21 protein-coding genes are annotated in these 21,223 nt (G+C 60.8%); 12 read left to right on the top strand and 9 right to left on the bottom strand.

Going from position 1 to position 21,223, the window contains the following annotated elements; all coding sequences use genetic code 11:
• Positions 1-72 precede the first annotated feature (72 nt).
• The 7 genes from ACR0LW_RS09130 to ACR0LW_RS09100 form a co-directional block, all read right to left on the bottom strand.
• On the bottom strand, positions 73-966 hold the full coding sequence (locus ACR0LW_RS09130) for an RDD family protein (protein WP_480882354.1): 894 nt from the start codon (positions 964-966) through the stop codon (positions 73-75).
• Entirely contained in the window at positions 963-1,958 is a 996-nt protein-coding gene (locus ACR0LW_RS09125) for a stage II sporulation protein M (protein ID WP_480882353.1), read from the bottom strand. Before ACR0LW_RS09125 ends, ACR0LW_RS09130 begins: the two co-directional genes overlap by 4 nt.
• A complete protein-coding gene (locus tag ACR0LW_RS09120; protein ID WP_480882352.1) occupies positions 1,958-3,220 on the bottom strand; it encodes a DUF58 domain-containing protein in 1,263 nt (420 codons plus the stop codon). Before ACR0LW_RS09120 ends, ACR0LW_RS09125 begins: the two co-directional genes overlap by 1 nt.
• Positions 3,221-3,237: 17 nt before the next feature.
• A complete protein-coding gene (locus tag ACR0LW_RS09115) occupies positions 3,238-4,194 on the bottom strand; it encodes an AAA family ATPase (protein ID WP_480882351.1) in 957 nt (318 codons plus the stop codon).
• Positions 4,184-5,494: a hypothetical protein gene (locus ACR0LW_RS09110; protein WP_480882350.1), complete on the bottom strand. Its 1,311-nt coding sequence runs from the start codon at positions 5,492-5,494 to the stop codon at positions 4,184-4,186. Before ACR0LW_RS09110 ends, ACR0LW_RS09115 begins: the two co-directional genes overlap by 11 nt.
• Positions 5,491-6,189 (bottom strand): hypothetical protein, encoded by a 699-nt coding sequence (locus ACR0LW_RS09105; RefSeq protein WP_480882349.1) that lies wholly within the window; start codon positions 6,187-6,189, stop codon positions 5,491-5,493. The genes ACR0LW_RS09110 and ACR0LW_RS09105 overlap by 4 nt, the downstream gene beginning before the upstream one ends.
• Before the next feature lie 158 nt (positions 6,190-6,347).
• Positions 6,348-7,235, bottom strand: coding sequence for a MurR/RpiR family transcriptional regulator (locus tag ACR0LW_RS09100; RefSeq protein ID WP_170453242.1), 888 nt, complete (start codon positions 7,233-7,235; stop codon positions 6,348-6,350).
• A 96-nt stretch (positions 7,236-7,331) separates the two neighbouring features.
• Here ACR0LW_RS09100 and ACR0LW_RS09095 point away from each other — a divergent pair, with 96 nt between their 5' ends.
• The 6 genes from ACR0LW_RS09095 to ACR0LW_RS09070 are packed head-to-tail and all read left to right on the top strand — an operon-like array spanning position 7,332 to position 12,797.
• The gene (locus tag ACR0LW_RS09095) at positions 7,332-8,414 is read left to right on the top strand and encodes an alcohol dehydrogenase family protein (protein ID WP_480882348.1); all 1,083 of its coding nucleotides are present in this window, start codon (positions 7,332-7,334) and stop codon (positions 8,412-8,414) included.
• The gene (locus ACR0LW_RS09090) at positions 8,411-8,989 is read left to right on the top strand and encodes a dimethylsulfonioproprionate lyase family protein (protein ID WP_480585465.1); all 579 of its coding nucleotides are present in this window, start codon (positions 8,411-8,413) and stop codon (positions 8,987-8,989) included. Before ACR0LW_RS09095 ends, ACR0LW_RS09090 begins: the two co-directional genes overlap by 4 nt.
• Positions 8,986-10,092 (top strand): mandelate racemase/muconate lactonizing enzyme family protein, encoded by a 1,107-nt coding sequence (locus ACR0LW_RS09085; RefSeq protein WP_480882346.1) that lies wholly within the window; start codon positions 8,986-8,988, stop codon positions 10,090-10,092. Before ACR0LW_RS09090 ends, ACR0LW_RS09085 begins: the two co-directional genes overlap by 4 nt.
• A complete protein-coding gene (locus tag ACR0LW_RS09080) occupies positions 10,089-10,373 on the top strand; it encodes a cupin domain-containing protein (RefSeq protein WP_480585471.1) in 285 nt (94 codons plus the stop codon). The genes ACR0LW_RS09085 and ACR0LW_RS09080 overlap by 4 nt, the downstream gene beginning before the upstream one ends.
• Complete coding sequence (locus ACR0LW_RS09075; protein ID WP_480882344.1) at positions 10,370-11,476, top strand: mandelate racemase/muconate lactonizing enzyme family protein; 1,107 nt, start codon at positions 10,370-10,372, stop codon at positions 11,474-11,476. Before ACR0LW_RS09080 ends, ACR0LW_RS09075 begins: the two co-directional genes overlap by 4 nt.
• 34 nt (positions 11,477-11,510) lie before the next feature.
• Complete coding sequence (locus ACR0LW_RS09070) at positions 11,511-12,797, top strand: aspartate aminotransferase family protein (protein WP_480882343.1); 1,287 nt, start codon at positions 11,511-11,513, stop codon at positions 12,795-12,797.
• Between the two features lie 212 nt (positions 12,798-13,009).
• Here the strand turns inward: ACR0LW_RS09070 and hemC are convergent, their stop codons facing one another.
• The gene (hemC, locus tag ACR0LW_RS09065; RefSeq protein WP_480882342.1) at positions 13,010-13,972 is read right to left on the bottom strand and encodes a hydroxymethylbilane synthase; all 963 of its coding nucleotides are present in this window, start codon (positions 13,970-13,972) and stop codon (positions 13,010-13,012) included.
• A 106-nt stretch (positions 13,973-14,078) separates the two neighbouring features.
• Here hemC and hemE point away from each other — a divergent pair, with 106 nt between their 5' ends.
• Positions 14,079-15,113, top strand: a complete 1,035-nt coding sequence (gene hemE / locus ACR0LW_RS09060) for a uroporphyrinogen decarboxylase (protein WP_480882340.1) — start codon at positions 14,079-14,081, stop codon at positions 15,111-15,113.
• Positions 15,114-15,171: 58 nt separating this feature from the next.
• Here the strand turns inward: hemE and ACR0LW_RS09055 are convergent, their stop codons facing one another.
• Positions 15,172-16,281, bottom strand: coding sequence for a CaiB/BaiF CoA transferase family protein (locus ACR0LW_RS09055; RefSeq protein WP_480882339.1), 1,110 nt, complete (start codon positions 16,279-16,281; stop codon positions 15,172-15,174).
• Between the two features lie 204 nt (positions 16,282-16,485).
• Between ACR0LW_RS09055 and ACR0LW_RS09050 the strand changes: the two genes are divergently transcribed.
• The 5 genes from ACR0LW_RS09050 to ACR0LW_RS09030 all read left to right on the top strand — a co-directional run bounded on the left by ACR0LW_RS09050 (position 16,486) and on the right by ACR0LW_RS09030 (position 21,026).
• Positions 16,486-17,415 (top strand): ABC transporter ATP-binding protein, encoded by a 930-nt coding sequence (locus ACR0LW_RS09050; protein ID WP_170737341.1) that lies wholly within the window; start codon positions 16,486-16,488, stop codon positions 17,413-17,415.
• Positions 17,412-18,173 (top strand): ABC transporter permease, encoded by a 762-nt coding sequence (locus ACR0LW_RS09045; protein WP_170453233.1) that lies wholly within the window; start codon positions 17,412-17,414, stop codon positions 18,171-18,173. The genes ACR0LW_RS09050 and ACR0LW_RS09045 overlap by 4 nt, the downstream gene beginning before the upstream one ends.
• 114 nt (positions 18,174-18,287) lie before the next feature.
• Positions 18,288-19,085, top strand: coding sequence for a S49 family peptidase (locus ACR0LW_RS09040; RefSeq protein WP_480882338.1), 798 nt, complete (start codon positions 18,288-18,290; stop codon positions 19,083-19,085).
• A gap of 168 nt (positions 19,086-19,253) precedes the next feature.
• Complete coding sequence (locus ACR0LW_RS09035) at positions 19,254-20,225, top strand: calcium/sodium antiporter (RefSeq protein WP_480882336.1); 972 nt, start codon at positions 19,254-19,256, stop codon at positions 20,223-20,225.
• Between the two features lie 21 nt (positions 20,226-20,246).
• Positions 20,247-21,026, top strand: coding sequence for an SDR family oxidoreductase (locus ACR0LW_RS09030; protein WP_480781384.1), 780 nt, complete (start codon positions 20,247-20,249; stop codon positions 21,024-21,026).
• Positions 21,027-21,223: the final 197 nt, after the last annotated feature.

Genomic DNA, 21,223 nt, shown 5'->3' with positions numbered 1-21,223 from the left:
GCGCCACCGGTCATCCGCAAGAGGAAGTCGCGACTAAAGCTTCGCCCTTGGGTAAAACGGCAACAGGGGCGTCTAGGCGTCTTCGTTTTTCAAGGTGTGGTGTTTGTCCTTGCGTTTGTCACCAAACAACTGGCGCTGTTCCAGAAACGCGCGCTGGGCTTTGTAAAAGGCCTCAAGAAAGGCTTGATGATCCAGTTCCGGCACCGGATCGGCATAGTCGATCTTACGGCGTACCTGCGCGAAAATCGCGGCCAGGGTTTCCTTTTGACGCCTGTAAGCCTCGGGCCCGCTTGCGCGATTGGCATTGCGCAAAACAGATTCCAGCGTCTGCAATTCAAAGGCTCCGTAATGTTCCAACTGATGCGAGAGGAACCTGTAGGACGATTGCGCATTGGTTCGGGGCCGCATGGCGTTGGACATGTCCTGCAACAGAATAGGTTTCGGCAGGTGGATGACATAGGTTCCGGCGATGATGTCCCCAAGACGCTGGCGGCGTTTGTTGAACAGCGGCACGGCCAGAACGCCCAGCACCCAGGCCAGCGACAAAAGCGATGGCACAACCGCCTCGGTCGTCAGGGTCAGAACCAGCGTGCCAGGCAGAAAGATCTCGGCCTCTTTCATCAGGTTGCGCACGACCAGCGACTGAGTGGTCAGGGCCTGACCGTCCGCCGCGACCACCTTGATCTTTAGCAGCCTCTTGCCCAGTGTCTGGCCGTTCCAGATCAGCTCGGACGCGGCGTAGTAGGGGATGCGGGTGACAAAGAACAGCATCGCGCCAATAGCCATTGCGGTGCTGGGTGTCACCAGATCGAAGGCAGCGACAAGCAGGAACAGGGCCACCGCCGCAGCGACGGTGATCAGCAGATCGGTGAGCTGCGCTGCGGTTCGCACGCCAACGCCCGCGACCCGAAAGAACAGGGGCACACCTTCGGGCGGCAACAGACGGTCCAGCGCGGCTTGGGTCATGACCGCTTCCTTCCGCCCATCACAAACCACGCAAGCCATAGCGCGCCGACGCCCCAGCCGACTGCAATTCGGGTTGATCGATCCTGAACCAACTGCCGACCGAACCCTTCCAGCAGCGCCGCAACCACCAGCATCAGGGCCGCGATCACAGCCAGTTTCACCGCATCATGACCCGCCGCGCGCAACGCCGCGCGCCGCGTGTGATGGCCGGGAAACAGGACGGCGAGGCCCAGCTTCAACCCGCCCGCGGCTGCGATACAGATCGCCGACAGCTCGGTCACGCCATGGATGGACAGCCACCCGAACATGTCCCAGCCCAGCCCCCGGTCGATATGCAGGGCGTAGAAGACGCCCAATATTAAACCGTTATAGAACACCAACATGACCGTTGGGGCGCACAGAAACGCGCCCAGCCCGAAGACGAAGATGGCGATACGCGTGTTGTGTGAAAATAGATATGTCGCAAAGGCCCCAAGTCCCGAGGTGTCATCTTCGCCGTAAATGGCCGCCCGCAGATAGTCGGTGCTGGCATCTGGTCCGCGCCCTCCGGCCAGTTCGGAAGGCATGAAGACATAGAACCATTCGGGGTTGTCGAAATAGAAGAAATACCCCGCAAGCGCCCCCGCCGCCATGCACAAAAACCCCAGCAGCGTCACCCGCCACGAGGCGCGCATCGCCCGCGGGCCGCCGCTGGTCAGGAACCTGCGGATAGTGCCGCCCAACCGTTGCTGCGGGGCGTAGACGCTGAGGTATGCACGGCTGGTCAGGGCTTCGAGGTACTCCAGCAAGGCGCGATCCAGCGAAATCTCGCGCGCGATGGACAGGGACGTGGTCGCCTGACGGTACAGATCGGCCAGATCGCGGGCCTCTTGGAAACTCATGCGATGCAGGCCCTGATTTTCAGCCTTGTCCACCAGATCGGACAATCTGAGCCAGTCGCCTTCGCGCTCCCGCCGAAACCGGGCCGAGCGGATCAGGTCGCTGTCAGCCATCAGATCATCTCTCGCGCTTTGATTTCCAGATAGGTCGAGATCAGGCGGGCCGACACCTCGCCCGGTTCTGCATCGATCACCGTCACGCCCAACTGGTGCAACCGTTCCAGCACAAGGCGGCGCTCGCGCAGCAATTGCCCGGTCGAGATCGTCTCGGCCACGCCATCCATATCCTCGGCGGCCTGATTGACCTGCGTTTCAAGGATGGGATCGCGCAGGGTGACAAAGACGATCAGATGCCGCTTGGCCAGCACGCTGACGTTTTCGACCATCAACTCGGCCGTGGTCGTATCGACGAAATCCGAGAACACGATGATCAGGCTGCGCTTCGGGGTGCGCCCGTTCAGCTCGGTCATCGCCAAGGTGTGATTGGTTTCGACGCTTTCATAGCTAAGCTCGGCGGTGCGGCTGCGCAGCCGGTTGAACGCGGTGCGCCCCGGTTCCGGCGGCAGGAACATGCGCGGCTTGGCGTCATAGGCATACAGCCCGACCAGATCGCCCCCGATGGCTGCGGCCCAGGCGGTGGCCAGCGCGGCGGTAATGGCGTGGTCGATCTTGGGCAAGCCTGCGACCTGCTCTCGCATTTGATAGCCGTTATCCAGCGCGATGATCACATGGTGGTTGCGCTCGGCCCGTACCTCTTTGGCCACAAGCGAGCGATACCGGGCCGAGCGTTTCCAGTCGATCGAACTGGCATCCATGCCACGCACGAAGTCGCGCAGTTGGTGGAACTCGGTGCCTTCGCCGATGGCGCGGTTTTCCTTTACGCCGAACAGGCGCGATTGCACGGTGGTCGAAATCTCACCCGACATGACGCGGCGGATATTGGGAACGACAGCCACCGACAAGCCAAAGGCCAGCTTGGGAACAAGTTCGAACAGTTTCAGCCTTGATGGCCAGGACAGCCACAGGTTGGACAGCGCCCATGTGCCCCGCTGGCTGGCGCGAAACGGGATCTGTGCGGTTCCGCCCGACAGATCAAACACCGACGGTCCGTCCAGTCCGGCGGGCCAGTCCAGTTCTCCCCGCATCCCCGGCGCGGCGGGGGATACGGACAGATCAATTTGACCCTCTTCGCCCACAAAGATATCCGATATTGGCTCGACCGAGACAGACCGGCGGCGGGGCCAGGATAGCAACAGGTCGAGGATCGCCAGACCGCACAACACAAGCCACGGCAAACCGGCGATGGGCCGGGTTGCATCGCCCAGAACAATCGCCAGCAGCGACAGGCACAGCGCGGCGCAGGCTGCGATCAGCAATATGCGGGATGGCCGGATCAGCGGGGGGCCTCGATCTGGTTGAGGATGTTTTCCAGCACCTGCCGCGGGCCGCGTCCTTCGATCTCGGCCGAAGGGGACAGGACGATCCGGTGTTGCAGCGCATGGATGATCAGGGTTTTGACGTCGTCGGGGATGGCAAAGTCGCGCCCGTTCAGAGCTGCCGTGGCGCGCGTTGCCCCGGCAATCGCATCAGCGGCGCGGGTCGAGGCGCCAAAGGCGATATCAGCGCTTTCGCGGGTCGCGCGGACCAGCCGCAGGATATAGGCAAGAATGTCGTCATCCAGCACGATCCCGTCGATCAACTGCCGCGCCGCCGCCATGGTGGGCGCATCCAGCAGCGGCTGTACGGTCTGCGTCGCGCTTAGAAAATCCAGCGGCTCATTGGCGTGCTGGCGCAGGATCGACAGTTCCACATCCTCGGGCGGGAAGGTCAGGTTCACCTTGAACAGAAACCGGTCCAACTGCGCCTCGGGCAGGGGATAGGTGCCTTGCTGTTCAATCGGGTTCTGGGTGGCGACCACGATGAATTCCGAACCCAGAAGGTGGTCGGTACCGTCAATCGTCACCATCCTCTCATTCATCGCCTGTAGCAGCGCGGCCTGCGTTTTGGGCGGTGCGCGGTTGATCTCATCCGCCAGCAGGATCTGGCTGAAGACCGGGCCTTTGGTCAGAACAAACTCGCTGGTCTGGAAGTTGTAGATCGAGGTGCCCAGAACGTCGCCCGGCATCAGATCGGGGGTGAACTGAATGCGCCCGAATTGCAAGTTCAGCGCCCCGGCAAAGCTGCGCGCCAGCAGCGTTTTGGCCGTGCCCGGAGGGCCTTCGAGCAGCACATGCCCCCGCGCAAACAAGGAGGTCAGCAGCAGATCGACGGCCTCTTGCTGGCCTTGCACAACTTTGCCGATCTCGGCCCGCAGGGCCTCGGCGCGGGCGAACAGGTCTTCAAGATTCATCGGCAAGGTGCTCCAGTATCAGTTCGAATTGGTCAATGTGGGAAATGGCGTCTTCCGCCCCCAGATGCGGGGGCAGGGCCCGAATGGTTTGGATCAGTGCGTCCAGTCGGGCCGCGAGGTCAGGTTTTCTGGCCCGGACATATTTCAGATACGCCTCTTCCGGTGTGCCCATGGTTTTATGCGTGCTGCCGAAGACTTCTGCCGCGCGGGCGCGCAGGCGGGTATCAACATAATCGGACAGCATTGCACCGTCCTGGTCTGTCATACGCATCAGCCGTGCCCTTGCGCGGTTGGCCATGCGTTTGCCGGTGCCCAGCGTTGGGGCGATATCGATCACCGGGCCACTGCGCACCCCGCCCCGCCAGATCGCTAAGGCCAGCAACAGCCCTGCGCCGATCCAAAGCGAGCGGAACGGTGGTTCAAACAAACGCTTGAGGTCGTCCCACGTGCGTTCGCGGGCCTCAACGAGTTCCGGCGCGGTCAGCCAGTTCTGATCGCTGTAGTCAATGATGATGCGCTGATCGCCCGCGATTTCGGGCAGAACCTGCGCCGCGATCCATGCATTTTCGCCCAGCGTCAGCCCGTGATTGTTCAGCAGATCGGGGTCGGACAGGATATAGACCTTCTGGCCGTCCTCGGACCCCGGCAGAGGGCACGCGCCCAGCAGCATCTCTCCGGCCCGTCCGACGATGGGGTCACATCCGCGTCCGTCAAAGGTTTGGGCGGCATAGATACGGGCGTTCAATTGTGGATCAGCGGCCAGTGCGTAATCGGAAAACGGACGGCGCGCCAAAGCCATCGGCCCGACATCAGGACCGGCAATCTGGTGCAGGATGGTCTGAATCTCTGCGCGCGGAGACATCAGAAACGGATGCCCGAACCCGGTCAGGCGCATTCCGCTGCGCCATTTGGGCAGGATCACCAGGCTGGGCACAGATTGCGCCTTGTCGCGGATCACCTCGATCTCCTGATCGAACTCATCCGCCTGAAACAGCAGTTCTTCTTTGGTTCTGGCCGCGTTGCGATCTGTGTTCAGACGCGTGTCATAGACCGGCTGCACCAGCAGACCCACGGTGCTGCGGTCCAGAGGCCAGCCTCCGGTAAAGCTATGTGTCGTGTGGGACTGGCTGTTCAGCCAGCGATCCAGACCGTCAAATCCGCTGGCCGACTCGCGCAGGGCGTATTGCCGCCCGGCCATGACGTACAGAAAAATCCCGACGCAAACCGCGACCACAACGCCCACGATGACCCAATCCAGCCGGATGCGATCGGTCGGGGGCAAGCTGGTCGTGTCGCTCATGCGGTGACCTCGCGCAGGACGGGTCCGATCCGGGTCAGAAGGGCCTCAAAATCGCCCTCGGTGATCGAGTGATGGCCGAAATTGACGCGTTCACTGGCCAGAACCAGGGCGCGCAGATCCGGGATGTACCACAAGGTTTGTGGCATGCTGCGCAGGGCCTCGCGATGGGTCCAGCTGCGTTTGAACAGCACTTCGTTTTTGGACAGGCAATGGCTCAGCGCCAGTTGCGCCAACCCGGTGACCGCCAGATCGCGATCTTTCAATTTCAGAAGCGCGTCAAGATCGGGAATGTTCTGCCTGGTGTCCGATAACTCTGGGTCGTCCCGCCCGCCTTTGCGCCGCGCATTGCCCACGGATTTGCGGAACGAGACCGAGGTCTTCCCGGCAGTGTTGTAGATGAACAAGGTCAGGAAAATCAGAATGACCGCAGCCAGCCCGCCGACGATCCAGCGGTTGTCAACGGACAGCTCGACAGTCCGGTCGGGTTGCGGCGTTGCATCTGTGTCCAGCGGCGGCGCGGGTTGCGTGGGGTCGAAATAGACAACATCCGTGTCGATCCCGCGATACCGAACGGCTTTCAGATAGTCCTGTCCCGACGCGCTCAGATCCGGTCGGGAAAGCGTGGTTTCCTGCGCGCTAGCAGGGAAAAAGGCGCATAAGAAAAACGCTGAAACAATGGCAAAACCAGATCTCATTCCGGTATCGATAGATCACTCTCGCAAGGCAGGCAACAACCTGAGCGGAATTCTCGTAAGGATTGTTCATGACCTTGTGTCAACGCGGTCTACCCGGCCTTTTTGGCGCTGAAACGCAGGTGAGTGGCATGGCTCAGGCGTTCAGGGTGCCGGGCATCTTATTCCGGTTCCGCCGCGTATAGCCCAAGCTGGTGCCTGCGCTGATGAAACCGCTCGACCCGTTCGACGATTTCATCGCTGGATACCGCGATCACGAAGGACAGAAGCGTTTCCAGCAAGGCGATGGTCGACACAGAGGACGGGAAATATTGCGGGGTGTCGGCTGCCACGACAAATCCGTGCTGCGCGTTCAGGATCACCGGGCTGGCCGGGCTGTCCGAGATACCGACAACCGTCAGCCCCTGCTGGCGCGCCAGTTTGATCGCATCGATCACCTCGGTCCGGTAGGGATGGCAGGTGATCGCAATCAGCACGTCCTGTTCATCGGCCCAGGCCAGATCGTCCACCGGGGTCGAGCCCGAGCGGGGAATGGCGTGAAACTGCTTCATCCCGGTCGAGGCCAGATAGGTAAAGTTCCGCGCGTTTGAATTGTTGACGCCGACGCCCAGCGTGAAAATCTGACGGCAGTTCCAAATATCTTCGGCTGCAGCGCGCAGCCGGTCGGCATCGATACCGGCAAATGTCTCTTCAATATTGCGGATCGTGGCACCGATCATGTCGGCGTAAAGGCCACCCATTTCACCGGATTTGCCTATTTCCTGCAACCAGCGGGCGCGGTCGGGAAACGAAACCGTCCCCTGCCGGATGGCCTGCCGGAACGGGGCACGAAAATCCTCGTAGCCTTCGAAGCCGACCTGCCGTGCCATGCGGACAAAAGTGTTGGGTTTGACGTTGGCGGCCTCGGCAATCTCGCGCACGGTGGAAACGCCCACATCTGTGGGGTTTTCCAGCACATAGCGCGCGGCTTTCTGGGCCTCGGGCGTCAGGGCGTCCCATTCCTCGGTCAGGCGATCCAGGACGATAGATGATACATTTGTGTCATTCATGATTGACGATGGTACAGTTGTGAAATTAGCCTGTCGAGCAGAATCGCAGGCCGGGAAACGCGCATCGACCTGTGGCCCAACTCAGGAGACTAAAGGATGAGTCTGCCCGACACAATGAAAGCCATGGTGACCATGGGTCACGGCGGTCTTGAGCAAATGGTGCTGCACAAGGATTGGCCGCGCCCCGAACCCGCGGCGGGCGAGGTGCTGATCCGTGTCGCCGCCTGCGGGCTGAACAATACGGATGTGAACACGCGATCCGGTTGGTACTCGAAGACCGTGACCGATGCCACAACCGGCGGCGCGTTCGCGGAAGTGGGCGAGGACGATCCCACCTGGGGCGGCGCGCCCATCACCTTCCCGCGCATTCAGGGGGCCGATATCTGCGGTCATATCGTTGCCGTAGGCGAGGGTGTGGACAGCGCGCGTATCGGACAGCGGGTGATAACAGACGGCTGGTTGCGCGATCCCGACGACCCGCAAAACATGGACAAGGCCGGATACTACGGGTCCGAGCGGGATGGCGGCTTTGCTGAATATGCCACAACGCTTGCAGTGAATGCGGTGCCGATCACGTCGGACCTGTCGGATGCGGAACTCGCCACATTCTCCTGCTCGTACTCAACGGCCGAAGGGATGTTGACCCGGGCCAATGTGACCAGCGCAGACACGGTTCTGGTGCCGGGTGCATCCGGCGGCGTTGGCGGTGCGCTGGTGCAACTGGCCAAGCGCCGGGGCGCGCGTGTCATCGCGATGGCGTCCGAGGCCAAGCACGAAGACGTCGCCAAGCTGGGCCCCGACATGATCCTGCCCCGCGCGCCTGACAATCTGCGCGCGGCGCTTGGGGCCGAGAAAATCACCGTTGTCGCCGATGTGGTGGGCGGGCCGTACTGGCCGCAGCTGATCGACATTCTGGAACGCGGCGGGCGCTATACCTGCTCTGGGGCCATCGCTGGCCCGATGGTCGAGTTTGATCTGCGCACCTTCTACCTGCGCGACCTGACCTTCACCGGCTCGACCGTGATTGACCCTCAGGTGATGCAGAACCTCGTGAAATACATCGAAGCGGCTGAGATCAAACCGGCCCTCGCCGCCACCTATCCGCTGGAGGAATTGCGGGACGCGCAGGCCGCATTCATCGCCAAACAACACACTGGAAATATCGTGGTGACGCCATGACACTGGATGATGTGCTCGAAGCCGCGCGGCGCTTGCATCAGGCGCATCCCGACCTGTCTGCATTTGGTTCGTGGCCCACGGATTTGTCGCCTTCCCCGTTGACGGCCAATCATATTCCGGCGGCTGATCTGGTGAAGGACTTTGAAATCGCTGGCAGCGATCTGACCCAGCCGCTTATTTCCGCCATCTCTGCCACAACGCATCTGGCGCAGTGGAAACAGACCTATACCGAAGACGAGGTCGGCGCGGATTTCCTGCGACGCTATGGGTATTACGAGCTGTTCGGGCCGACGGGTCATTTCCACTCGACCCAATTGCGCGGCTACATCGCCTATTGGGGGCCGGGGCTGAATTACGACTGGCACAGCCATCAGGCCGAGGAAATCTATCTGACCCTTGCAGGCGGTGCAGAATTCAAAACCACCGAGGATACGGGTGTTGTCGGAACAGATCAGACCCGCCTGCATACCAGTTGGCAAAGCCACGCGATGGTTACAACCGATCAACCGATCCTGACCTTTGTGCTGTGGCGCGGAGAGGGGATAGGTGATCTGCCCAGAATGGATGCGGCATGAAAATCACTCGGATACGCGTCTATCAGACCGGGCTTCCGTATGTCGGCGGGGCATATGTCTGGGGGGCTGGCAACGCCATCGAAACCGCCACCGCCTCGGTCGTGGTCATCGACACCGATGCCGGCCTGCAAGGCTGTGGCGAGTTCACGCCCTGCGGTGAAAACTACATGGTCGCCCATTCCGAAGGCGTGGGTGCGCTGGCGCGGCTGGTGGCTCCGCATCTGCTGGGCGAAGACCCGCGTCAGGTGGCGCGGATCGAGCAGTTGATGGATCATCTGGTGCAGGGTCACGGCTATGCCAAGGCCCCGTTCGATGCGGCCTGCTGGGACATTCTGGGGCAGGCCTGCGATCAGCCGGTCTGGATGCTGCTGGGCGGCAAGCTGACCGACGGCGCGCCAATGTACCGGGTCGCGCCGCAGAAGGCGGTGGATGAGACCGTGGCCGAGATGGATCGTTACCGCGATCAGGGTTACCGGCAGTTTCAGGTCAAGGTGGGCAGCGACTGGGCCACCGACATTGACCGTATCCGCACTACGGTTCCCTTGCTGAACCCGGACGAGAAGGCGATGGCCGATGCCAATCAGGGCTGGCGCGTGGACAATGCGATCCGGGTGGCCCGCGCCACGCGCGATCTGGATTTCATTCTGGAACAGCCCTGCCGCACCTATGAGGAATGCCAACAGGTGCGCCGCGTTGCCGAACAGCCGATGAAACTGGACGAATGCGTAACCGGTATCCACGCAGCGCAGCGCATCGTCGCGGATCGCGGGGCCGAGATCTGTTGCCTGAAAATCTCGAACCTCGGCGGGATCAGCAAGGCGCGGCGGGTGCGGGATTATCTGGTCGACAACCGCATCCCGGTTGTCAGCGAGGATACCTGGGGCGGCGAGATCACATCCTCGGTTGTGGCCCATTTCGCCGCCTCAACCCCGCCAGAGTACCTGCAGAACACAACTGACCTTATGAACTATAACACCCGATCCACCGGCATCGGCGGCCCGACTGCCCGTGACGGCAAGCTATACGCGCCCGACACAACCGGTCTTGGTGTCAAACCGGATTTCGAAAGCCTCGGCGCGCCTGTGGCGGAGTACGCGTTATGAGACCACAAGCCGTTGCCACTCAGATGATCGACGATGCACGCGTGCGCGTGACGCGGTTTGACTTTGCGCCCGGTGCGGAAACCGGATGGCATCGCCATGCGATGGATTACGTCATCACGGCGATTACCGATTGCCACATGCGTTTGGACCTGCCGGACGGAACGGTCAACGAGGTGACTGTGCCCGCCGGGACCGCGTATCGCCGCGATGAAGGGGTCGAACATAATGTCATCAATGCCGGGGATGCCCCGATGTCCTTCGTGGAAGTGGAATTGAAATGAAGATTTCCCGAATTTCGGTCTATCACGTCGATCTGCCTTTGGAGCATCCCTACTGGCTGTCCGGCGGGCGGTTAAAGTTCGAAACGCTGGACGCGACGCTGGTGAAGATCGAAACCGATGCCGGCCTGACTGGCTGGGGTGAGGGTACCCCGTGGGGCCACACCTATGTGCCTGCGCATGGGCCGGGCATTCGCGCGGGTATTGAAACGATGGCGCCTTTCATTCTGGGCCTTGATCCGCGCAAGGTTCTGGATGTGGAACGGGCGATGGATCTGGCCTTGCCAGGGCATCTCTATGCCAAAAGCCCCATCGACATGGCGTGCTGGGACATCGCCGGGCAGGCGGCGGGCCTGCCGATTGCTGATCTGATGGGCGGCGGGTCCCGGACACCGCGCCCGATTGCGTCCTCGGTCGGGGCCAAAACGGTCGAAGAAACCCGCGAGGTGATGGAACGCTATCGCAGCCGGGGCTATATCGCCCATTCGGTGAAGATCGGCGGCAATGTCGAACGTGATATTGCCCGGGTCCGCGACGTCGAAAGCATCCGGCGACCGGGTGAGATTGTCCTCTATGACGTCAATCGCGGCTGGACCCGGCAACAGGCCCTGCGGGTCCTGAGCGCCTGCGAAGACCTGAACGTGATGTTCGAACAGCCGGGTGAAACGCTGGACGATATTGCTGCGATCTCGGGCAAGCACGCTTCGCCCGTGTCGGTGGATGAAAGCCTTGTCACCCTGCAGGACGCCGCCCGCATCGCGCGTGACGGGATCGCCGAGATATTCGGGATCAAGCTGAACCGGGTCGGGGGCCTGACCAAAGCCGCGCGGATGCGGGATATTGCGCTGGCTCATGGCATCGACATGTTCGTGATGGCCACAGGCGGCAGCGTGCTGGCCGATACCGAAGCGTTGCATCTGGCCGCCACCATCCCGGATGACAATTGCCATGCGGTCTGGGCCTGTCAGGATATGCTGACCGTTGACATTGCAGGCGGTCGCGGCCCCCGCAATATCGACGGCCACCTGCACCTGCCCGAGACCCCCGGCCTTGGCGTACACCCGGATGAAGACGCGCTGGGCGATCCGGTTGCCGTTTACGAATAGACACTGATTTTATTGAATATGGAGATCGCGTGACATGCTGAAGATCAACACTCAATCCGAATGGATCGACCGCGCGAAGGCTGTTTTGCCCGCAGGCGGGTTCGGGAATTTCGACCCGGGCATCATCATCTCGCACGGCGAGGGCAGCCGCGTCTGGGATGAGGACGGCAACGAGTATATCGACTATCTGATCGGATCGGGGCCGATGCTGCTGGGCCATGGCCACCCCGAGGTGATGGAGGCCGTGCTGGAGCAATTGCCCAAAGGCATGACTTTCTTTGCCAACAACACCAAAGGTATCGAACTGGCCGAGGCCATCATCGACGCGGTGCCCTGCTGCGAACAGGTGCGCTTTGTCGCTTCGGGCGGCGAGGCGGATATGTATGCGATCCGGCTGGCGCGGGCCTATACCGGGCGCGACAAGATCCTGAAATTCGAAGGCGGCTATCACGGCATGAGCGCCGAGGCGCAGATGAGCCTGGCCCCCAGCCGCCAGGTCAATTTCCCGCAAGCCGTGCCCGACAGCGCCGGAATTCCGCAAGGCGTGGCCGATCAGATGCTGATTGCGCCTTACAACGATCTTGAGGCGGTGGCGGCGCTGCTGGATGAACATGACGACATTGCCGCCGTCATGGCCGAACCGTTGCAGCGGATCATCCCGCCGATGCCCGGTTATCTGCAAGGGCTGCGCAAATTGTGCGACAAGCATAACGTGCTGCTGATCTTCGATGAAATCGTCACCGGCTTCCGGCTGGACTATGGCGGGGCGCAGGAATGGTATGGGGTTACGCCCGATATCTGCACCCTGGGCAAAATCACCGGCGGCGGCTTTCCTTTGGCAGCGTTGGGCGCAAGTGCCGAGATCATGAAGCATTTCGACAAGGCGCAGGTCGGTCAGGAGGGATGGCTGATGCAGCTTGGAACCCTGTCCGGCAATCCCGTTGCGTCGGTTGCCGGTCTGAAAACGATGGAGATTCTGCGCCGCGAGGGGACCTATGACCGTTTGCGCGACATCGGTACCCGGTTGCAGCAGATGCTGACGGGCGCCTTGGATCAGGCCGGTATCGCGCATCAGATTTGCGGGGACGTGACCCTGTTCGACGTTTACTTCACCGACAACGCCTGCCGAGACTATCGCAGCGCCAAACATGATGACCCCAAGCATAATGTCGTGTTCAACGAGGTTCTGCGATCCCATGGTGTGTTCAAATCACCGGGCAAGCTATACGCGTCACTGGCGATTACCGAGGCCGATCTGGAGCAGACGCAGAACGCCATTCATCACGCGGTCGCAGCGCTCAGCGAGACTACGCAAGGCTAGAAAATAGTCGGGTCGCTGTTGTTTCCAACAGCGACCCTGCACCTTCTGAATGTCGGGCTCAGCCTCGCCCCCTCGAATACTTATTAAAACACCAACTATCTGAAACTCTTCGATACATTTCGAGACTGATCCAACTTTTCAGCCGGTATGATCACAGTCTTGCCGCAATCTGAGACGTGGAACAGTGAATTAGTTCACATTGGTTAAAATTATCAGGAGTTTCTCCAATCGAAGAAACCGGGGCCTGCGTTTTTCAACAGGATTTCGGCCATTGCGCGTCCCATCTCGGCCCCATCCTCGATGGACCCAACGGTATCTTCGGAAATCGCTTCTGATCCATCGGGGCGCAGGACTTCACCGCGCAGGCGCAGTTGGCCGTCCTGAATCTCGGCCAGACCGGCGATGGGGGTTTCGCAGGATCCATCCAGCGCCGCCAGCAGGGACCGTTCAGCGCTGAGGCGCTGGCTGGTTTCAGCGTGGTGAATGGCCTCCAGCAGAGCGGCCGCGCGGGTGTCATTGCTGCGCCGCTCGATCCCGATCGTGCCTTGCGCAATCGCGGGCAGCATATCGTCTGGCGAGATTGCGGTTGCCGGAACCTCATCCATATCCAGCCGCCGAATGCCCGCCATCGCCAGAAAGGTGCAATCCGCCACGCCATCAGCCAGCTTTTTCAGCCGGGTCTGAACGTTACCGCGAAACTCGACGACGTTCAGATCCGGGCGGCGGTTCAAAAGCTGCGCCCGGCGGCGCAGGGACGAGGTGCCGACCACCGCGCCCTCGGGCAGGTCGTGAATCGATTGCAGATGCGGCGAGATGAACGCATCCCGCACATCCTCGCGCGGCAGGAACGTGTCCAGCACCAGCCCGTCGGGCTGTGCCACCGGCATGTCCTTGGTGGAATGCACGGCGATGTCGATGTCCTCGCGCAGCATCGCCTCTTCGATTTCCTTGGTGAACAGGCCCTTGTTGCCGATCTCTTTCAGCGGGCGATCCGCATCAATCATCGCGCGGTTGTCACCGGTGGTCTTGATCACAACGATTTCGAACGCGTCATCGGTCAGATCAAACGCGTCACGCAACCTTTGGCGCGTCTCGAAGGCCTGAGCCAGAGCCAGCGGCGAACCTCGGGTCCCAATTCTGAGAGGTGATGCGGGGGTGGGCAGGGTCAAAGTCATACGCACAGCTTTAGTCGCGTCACATTGCCCTGACAATGGGGGCAGAGCTTGACAAATTGCCACTGAGCGCCGACCCGTTGCCAAAACCTGATTTCTGGGGATGACAATGGCCGAGACGAAAAAACTGCTGCGGGCACTGGCGGGCGAAGTACAGGATGTGCCGCCGATCTGGATGATGCGTCAGGCCGGTCGGTATTTGCCCGAATACCGCGCGACCCGGGCGCAGGCGGGGGATTTCCTGTCGCTTTGCTATAACCCGGATCTGGCGGCCGAGGTCACATTGCAGCCCATTCGCCGCTATGGGTTCGACGCGGCGATCCTGTTTGCCGATATTCTTTTGGTACCGCAGGCGCTGGGTGCGGATTTGTGGTTTGTGACTGGCGAGGGGCCTCGTCTGTCGACGATCACGCAGCAGTCGGAATTTGACGCGCTTAGGCCGGTTGAGGATATTCACGAGACCCTGTCGGCGGTCTACGAGACGGTTCGCATCCTGTCGCGGGAGCTGCCATCCGAGACCACGCTGATCGGATTCGCAGGTGCACCCTGGACGGTGGCGACCTACATGATCGCCGGGCGCGGCACGCCGGATCAGGGGCCTGCCCATGCGCTGCGGGAAGAGAACACCGTATTGTTCGAGGCGCTGCTGGAGCGGATTACGCTGGCGACGATCGAATACCTCTCGGCCCAGATCGAGGCCGGGGCCGAAGTGGTCAAAATCTTCGACAGTTGGGCCGGATCGTTGAAAGGTGAAGCCTTCCGGAAATATGCGGTCGAGCCGTGCCGGGTGATCACTCAGGCGATCAAGGACCGGCATCCCGGCATCCCGGTTATCGGCTTCCCGCGTGAGGCTGGTGACGGTTATATCGGGTTTGCACAGAAGACCGGCGTGGATTGCGTGGCGCTGGACAACTCGGTCGCGCCCGATTGGGCGGCAGAACATGTGCAGGTGGATGGCTGCGTGCAGGGCAATCTGGCCTCGTCCCATATGGTGACCGGCGGGCAGGCGCTGTTGGATGAAACGCGGCGCATTGTCGAGGCGTTCTCGAAAGGGCCGCATATCTTCAACCTTGGGCATGGGATTACACCGGACGCGGATCCCGAGAATGTTCAGTTGATGATCGACGCGGTGCGCGGGCGGTAAAGGGGAAGGGGGCCAGCCCCCTTCTTGGCCTGCGGCCAATTCATCCCCCGAGATATTTTTAGCCAGATGAAGGGGCGGATCCGCGCTGCTTGTCCAGCTCGGCTCTGATGTCCTCGCTGTGTTCGCCGCGGGTTGGGCTGGGTTTGGCAGTCCAGGGGTGGTTCGGGAATCGCGGGGCGGCGGCGGCTTGCAGGGTGCCATCCACCGTCTGCCAGGTTTGGCGGCTTGCGTTCATCGGGTGTGTCAGGGCTTCGGTCGGGCTGAGCACCGGGGCGACGCAGGCATCTGTGCCCTGAAACAGCGCCGCCCAGTGATCGCGCGGGTGTTTGCAGAACAGCGCGGCGAGGCGGCGGGTTTGATCGGGCCAGAGGGCCGGGTTGAATTGTTGGGCGAAGTCGGGATCGTCGGTCAGGCCCATGAGGTGCAGGAATTGGGCGTAAAACTTGGGTTCGAGGCATTGCACAGTGACATAGCGCCCGTCTGCGCAGGTGTAGGTGCGGCTCCAATGCGGGCCGTCCAGCATGCTTTGGCCCCGGATGTCGGACAGGTTGCCGGTCTGCCGCATGGTCATCAGCAGGTTCATCATATGGGCCGAGCCATCATAGATGGCGGCGTCGACGACGGTGCCTTGCCCGGTACGTTGCGCATTGATCAGACCCGCCAGCAGGCCCGACACCAGATAGAGCGCGCCACCGCCGATGTCGCCGACCAGTGTGGCGGGGGTTTGGGGCGGCGTGTCGGGTGTTGAGCCGTACCAGAGTGCGCCCGACAGGGAGATGTAGTTCAGATCATGCCCGGCGGTTTGCGCCAGCGGGCTGTCCTGCCCCCAGCCGGTCATCCGCCCGAAGACCAGCCTGGGATTGCGTGCAAAACAGGCGTCGGGCCCAAGGCCGAGCTTTTCCATAACGCCGGGGCGAAACCCTTCGATCAGGGCGTCGGCGGTATCGATCAGGCGTTTGGCCGTTTCAAGATCGTCGGGGTCCTTGAGGTCCAGCGCGATTGACCGTTTGCCCCGGTCCAGCACCGACTGGTCCGGCATGCCGGGCGTGGGGTTGCCGGATTTGCGGTGGATGGTGATCACATCTGCGCCCAGATCGGCCAGCAACATGGCGGCAAACGGGGCGGGCCCCAGCCCTTCGATTTCGATAACACGTATTCCGTTAAGCATTCGGTTCCTCCATGGTGCGGCCTTCGGGGTATCGGCAGGCGGGCAGGGGATCAATGCGTTTCTGGCCACAGCGCAGTGGGCGATCGGGGCGGTGTGTGTCGCACTCTGATTGACCTTTCGGCAAAAATGCTCAGAACACTGTGCGGAAGTGACCTGTTCCGCGTGCGGATCACAGGATATGGTCGGCCAAAACGGGGACCGTGCATGACCGCCATTTTGTCCATAAAGGATTTGCGCAAATCCTATGCTGACGGGTTTGAAGCGCTGAAAGGCGTGTCGCTGGATATCGAAGAGGGTGAGATTCTGGCGCTGCTGGGGCCAAACGGGGCAGGCAAGACCACCTTGATCTCGACGGTTTGTGGTATCACCACCCTCAGTTCAGGGTCGGTCACCGTTGGTGGGCATGACATTCAGACCGAGTTTCGCGCCGCCCGCAAGATGATCGGACTGGTGCCGCAGGAGATCGCGCTGGAGCCGTTCGAGAAGGTCTATAACACAGTGCGGTTTTCGCGCGGCTTGTTTGGCCACGGCCATGACAGTGCGCGGATCGAGGAAATTCTGCGCAAACTGTCGCTGTGGGACAAACGCAAGAATGCGATCAAGGAATTGTCCGGTGGGATGAAGCGCCGGGTGTTGATCGCCAAGGCGCTGGCGCATGAGCCACGAGTGTTGTTTCTGGATGAGCCAACCGCCGGGGTCGATGTCGAGCTGCGCAAGGATATGTGGGAGATCGTGGCCGAATTGAAACGGGCCGGTGTCACCATCATCCTGACCACCCATTACATCGAAGAGGCCGAAGCCATTGCCGACCGCGTCGGGGTCATCGACAAGGGTGAGTTGCTGCTGGTGCAGGATAAGGACACGCTGATGGCGCAGATGGGCAAGAAGCAGATCGAGGTCATGCTGACCGAGCCCATCACCGACATTCCCGACGCTCTGGCGGCGCATAATCTGGTTCTGAACGGCAATGGCGACGCGCTGGTCTACACCTATGACACCCATGCCGACCGAACCGGGATCACCACGCTGTTGAATGATGTGGCGCAGGCCGGGCTTGTCTTGCGGGACGTTCAGACGCGGCAATCCAGCTTGGAAGAGATTTTTGTCAATCTGGTGTCGGGAGAGCCCGCATGAACTGGTCAGCCGTTGCCGCCATTTATCGATTTGAAATGGCGCGGTTTTTCCGTACTCTGGCGCAGAGCTTTCTGTCGCCTGTCCTGTCCACGTCTTTGTATTTCGTCGTTTTCGGCACCGCCATCGGCAGCCGGATTCAAGAGGTCGAGGGCGTCTCCTACGGGGCCTTCATCGTGCCGGGGCTGATCATGCTGTCAGTGGTGATGCTGTCGATCTCGAACGCCTCATTCGGTATCTATTTTCCCAAGTTTCTGGGTACGATTTACGAACTGCTCTCCGCCCCCGTGAATTTTATCGAGATCGTCATCGGCTATGTCGGGGCGGCGGCGACCAAGGCGTTGTTTGTGGGAATCGTGATCCTGATCACGGCGACATTCTTTGTGGATATTCGCATCGAACACCCCTTTGCCATGGCCGCGTTTCTGATCCTGTCCTGTCTCAGCTTTTCCTTGCTGGGCTTCATCATTGGCATCTGGGCCAGTAATTTCGAGCAGATGTCGCTGGTCCCGCAGCTTGTTGTGACCCCGCTGATCTTTCTGGGCGGGACGTTCTATTCGATCTCGATGCTGCCGCCGCTGTGGCAGACCATCACCCTGTTCAACCCGGTTGTGTACCTGATCTCGGGCTTTCGGTGGTCGTTTTATGGGCTTGCAGATGTGCCGATTGTGTTCAGCCTGCTGGCGATTGTGGCCTTCACCGGGATCTGCCTTGGCGTCATCGGATGGATCTTTAAAACCGGTTGGCGCATCCGCAGCTAGGCCACTGGCGGGCGTTGCATTTTTGCCCATTGGTGTCAGGAAATTGTCTCACGTCACGTTTTGCGATCTGAGAGTCCCTTGTTTAGACGTTGGGGGCACTCTACATCGGCACGCATGAAACTCAGCCTGCCGTTTGTCAAAAAGCACCCCGTTGTGGCCGTCGTGCGCCTGTCCGGAGCCATTGGTATGGCCGGGCGCGGGGCGTTGAACGATACCTCTCTGGCGCCCGTGCTGGAGAAAGCGTTTCGCAAGGGCAAACCGGTTGCCGTCGCGCTTGAGGTCAACTCGCCCGGTGGATCGCCTGCGCAAAGCTCGCTGATCGGGGCGCGGATTCGGCGGTTGTCAGACGAACTGAAGATCCCCGTGATTGCCTTTGTCGAGGATGTTGCTGCCTCGGGCGGGTATTGGCTGGCCGCGGCGGCGGATGAAATCTGGGCCGACGACAGCTCGGTCCTGGGATCAATCGGGGTGATCTCGGCCGGGTTCGGGGCGCATGAGTTTCTGGCAAAGCAGGGGTTTGAACGGCGCGTACATACGGCAGGCAAGTCGAAATCGATGCTTGATCCTTTCCGGCCGGAAAAGAAAGAGGATGTGAAGCGCCTGCAAGGCCTGCTGGGCGACATCCATGAAAACTTCATTGCCCATGTCAAATCCCGCCGGGGCGACAAGCTGGACGAAAATGCCGATCTGTTCACGGGCGAGGTCTGGCTGGCAAAACGCGCGCAGGAACTGGGTCTGATCGAAGGCATCGCCCATCTGAAACCCAAGATGCAGGAACGGTTCGGCGAGAAGGTCAAGTTCCGTCGCTACGGTCTGCGCAAACCCATCTGGTCGCGCTTTGGGGCCTCGCTGGCGCAGGACGCCATTGCAGGGTTAGAGGAGCGGGCGGCCTACGCGCGTTTCGGTTTGTGACGTGATCATCAAGATTGTCACTTTGTTTCTGGTCGCCATGGGTGTTTTGGCGATGTTCGGCAAGCTGCGCTTTCCGGGGCAAAAGCGGTTGAGTTCCGCAAAATGCCCGCGCTGTGGCCGGTTTCGGATCGGCAAGGGCCCGTGCGCCTGCGAAAAAGGAGGCCGGACATGACGGCATGGCTGCTCTCCGGCCTTGGGTTGGTGATCCTGCTGCTGGCCGGCGATGCGTTGGTGCGCGGTGCGGTGAACCTGAGCCTGCGGCTGGGTGTGCCAGCGCTGATTGTCAGCCTGACGATCGTGGCCTTTGGCACCTCGGCCCCCGAGTTGCTGATTGCGATCAGCGCGTTGAAGGAAAACGCGCCGGGGATCGCGCTGGGCAACGTTGTAGGGTCCAATACCGCCAATATTCTGCTGGTGCTGGGTGTCCCTGCCTTGCTGGCGACCCTGCACACCAGCGAGTGTGACAGTCGTAAGAACTATGTGTTCATGCTGCTGGCCAGTGTGTTGTTCATCGGTCTGGCGTTTTGCGGCGTCTTCAATCTGGTCAGCGGTGCCATTTTGCTGGCCGCGCTTGGCCTTGTTCTGTGGAATGCGTTCCGCGAAGCCAAAGCCCACCGCAAAGCCTGTGCCGATGCCGAGAACGGATGCGCCGAGGATGAAGAACTGGACGGTCTGGAAGAGGCCGACCCTGACATGCCGTACTGGAAGATCTCGATTTACCTGATCCTGGGTCTGATCGGCCTGCCCATGGGCGCGCATTTGCTTGTGGACAACGCCGCCGTCATCGCGCGGATGTACGGGATCAGCGAGACGGTGATCGGGTTGACTCTGGTTGCGGTTGGGACGTCCCTGCCCGAACTGGCCACAACCGTTATGGCGGCGCTGCGGCGTCAGGCGGATGTGGCGCTGGGCAATGTGATCGGGTCGAACATGTTCAACCTTTTGGCCATCGTCGGCATCGCCACATGGTTCGGCAACATCCCTGTCGACCCGGAATTCCTGGAATTCGATCTGTGGGTCATGCTGGGCGCATCGTTGCTGTTGATCCCGTTTGTGTTCTTCAAACAGGACATTTCCCGGATCTGGGGTCTGGTGTTGACTTTCCTTTATGCGCTTTATGTCACCACATTGCTGATGTGATCTGACAGAAAGAGGTAGCCCATGACCCGAGCGTTAGTGACCGGAGCCGGTATCCGTCTGGGCCGCGCCATGGCGCTGTATCTGGCCGGGCGCGGGTATGATGTGGCGGTGCATTACGCGACGTCCGAAGGACCTGCGTCAGAGACTATTGCGCAGGTTGAGGCCCTTGGCCGGAAAGCCGTTGCCCTGCAGGCTGATCTGCTGGATGAGGCTCAGGTCACCGCTTTGCTGCCACGCGCGGCCGAGGCGCTGGGCGGGCCGATCACCTGTCTGGTGAACAATGCCTCGATTTTTGAATACGACAATATCAAAACCGCCACGCGCCAAAGCTGGGACCGGCACCTCGACAGCAACCTGCGCGCGCCGTTTGTGCTGACACAGGCCATGGCCGAACAGGGTTTGCAGCCCGAAACAGATGCTCAGGGTGAGCCTGTGGCGACCGGGCTGATCGTCAACATGGTCGATATGCGGGTGCGCAAGCTTACGCCCGAGTTCATGACCTACACCATCGCCAAGATGGGTCTGTGGGCACTGACCCGGACGGCGGCGCAGGCGCTGACGCCCTCAATCCGCGTCAATGCCATCGGGCCGGGGCCAACCATGCAAGGCCACCGCCAGTCCGAAGCACATTTTCAGGCGCAGCGCGCCAACACCGTGTTGGAACGCGGGGCGAATCCGTCGGATATCACGGCAGCTTTGGGCTATTTCCTGGATGCGCATGCGGTCACAGGACAGCTTTTATGCGTGGATGGCGGGCAGCACCTTGGGTGGCAGACGCCGGATGTGCTGGGGGTAGAATAAGCAATTTTCGTGCAAGTTTTGCACCGCTCTCATTCGTGTTACCTGCCCGTTACAAAAATGTCTTTTTTTTCATGCACTTGCTAAGTGCTCAAAAAAATAACATTTAAAAACAATACGATATGGCATTGCCTATTTTTTGTGCAACTTGACGAAACAGCAAAGAAACAAGGAAAAATCCAGCCTCACGGAAACTTATC

This window comes from Ruegeria sp. N4 (assembly GCF_056531425.1).
Note: the sequence above shows the minus strand (reverse complement) of the source record. Positions and strands in the feature narration are given on the sequence as shown.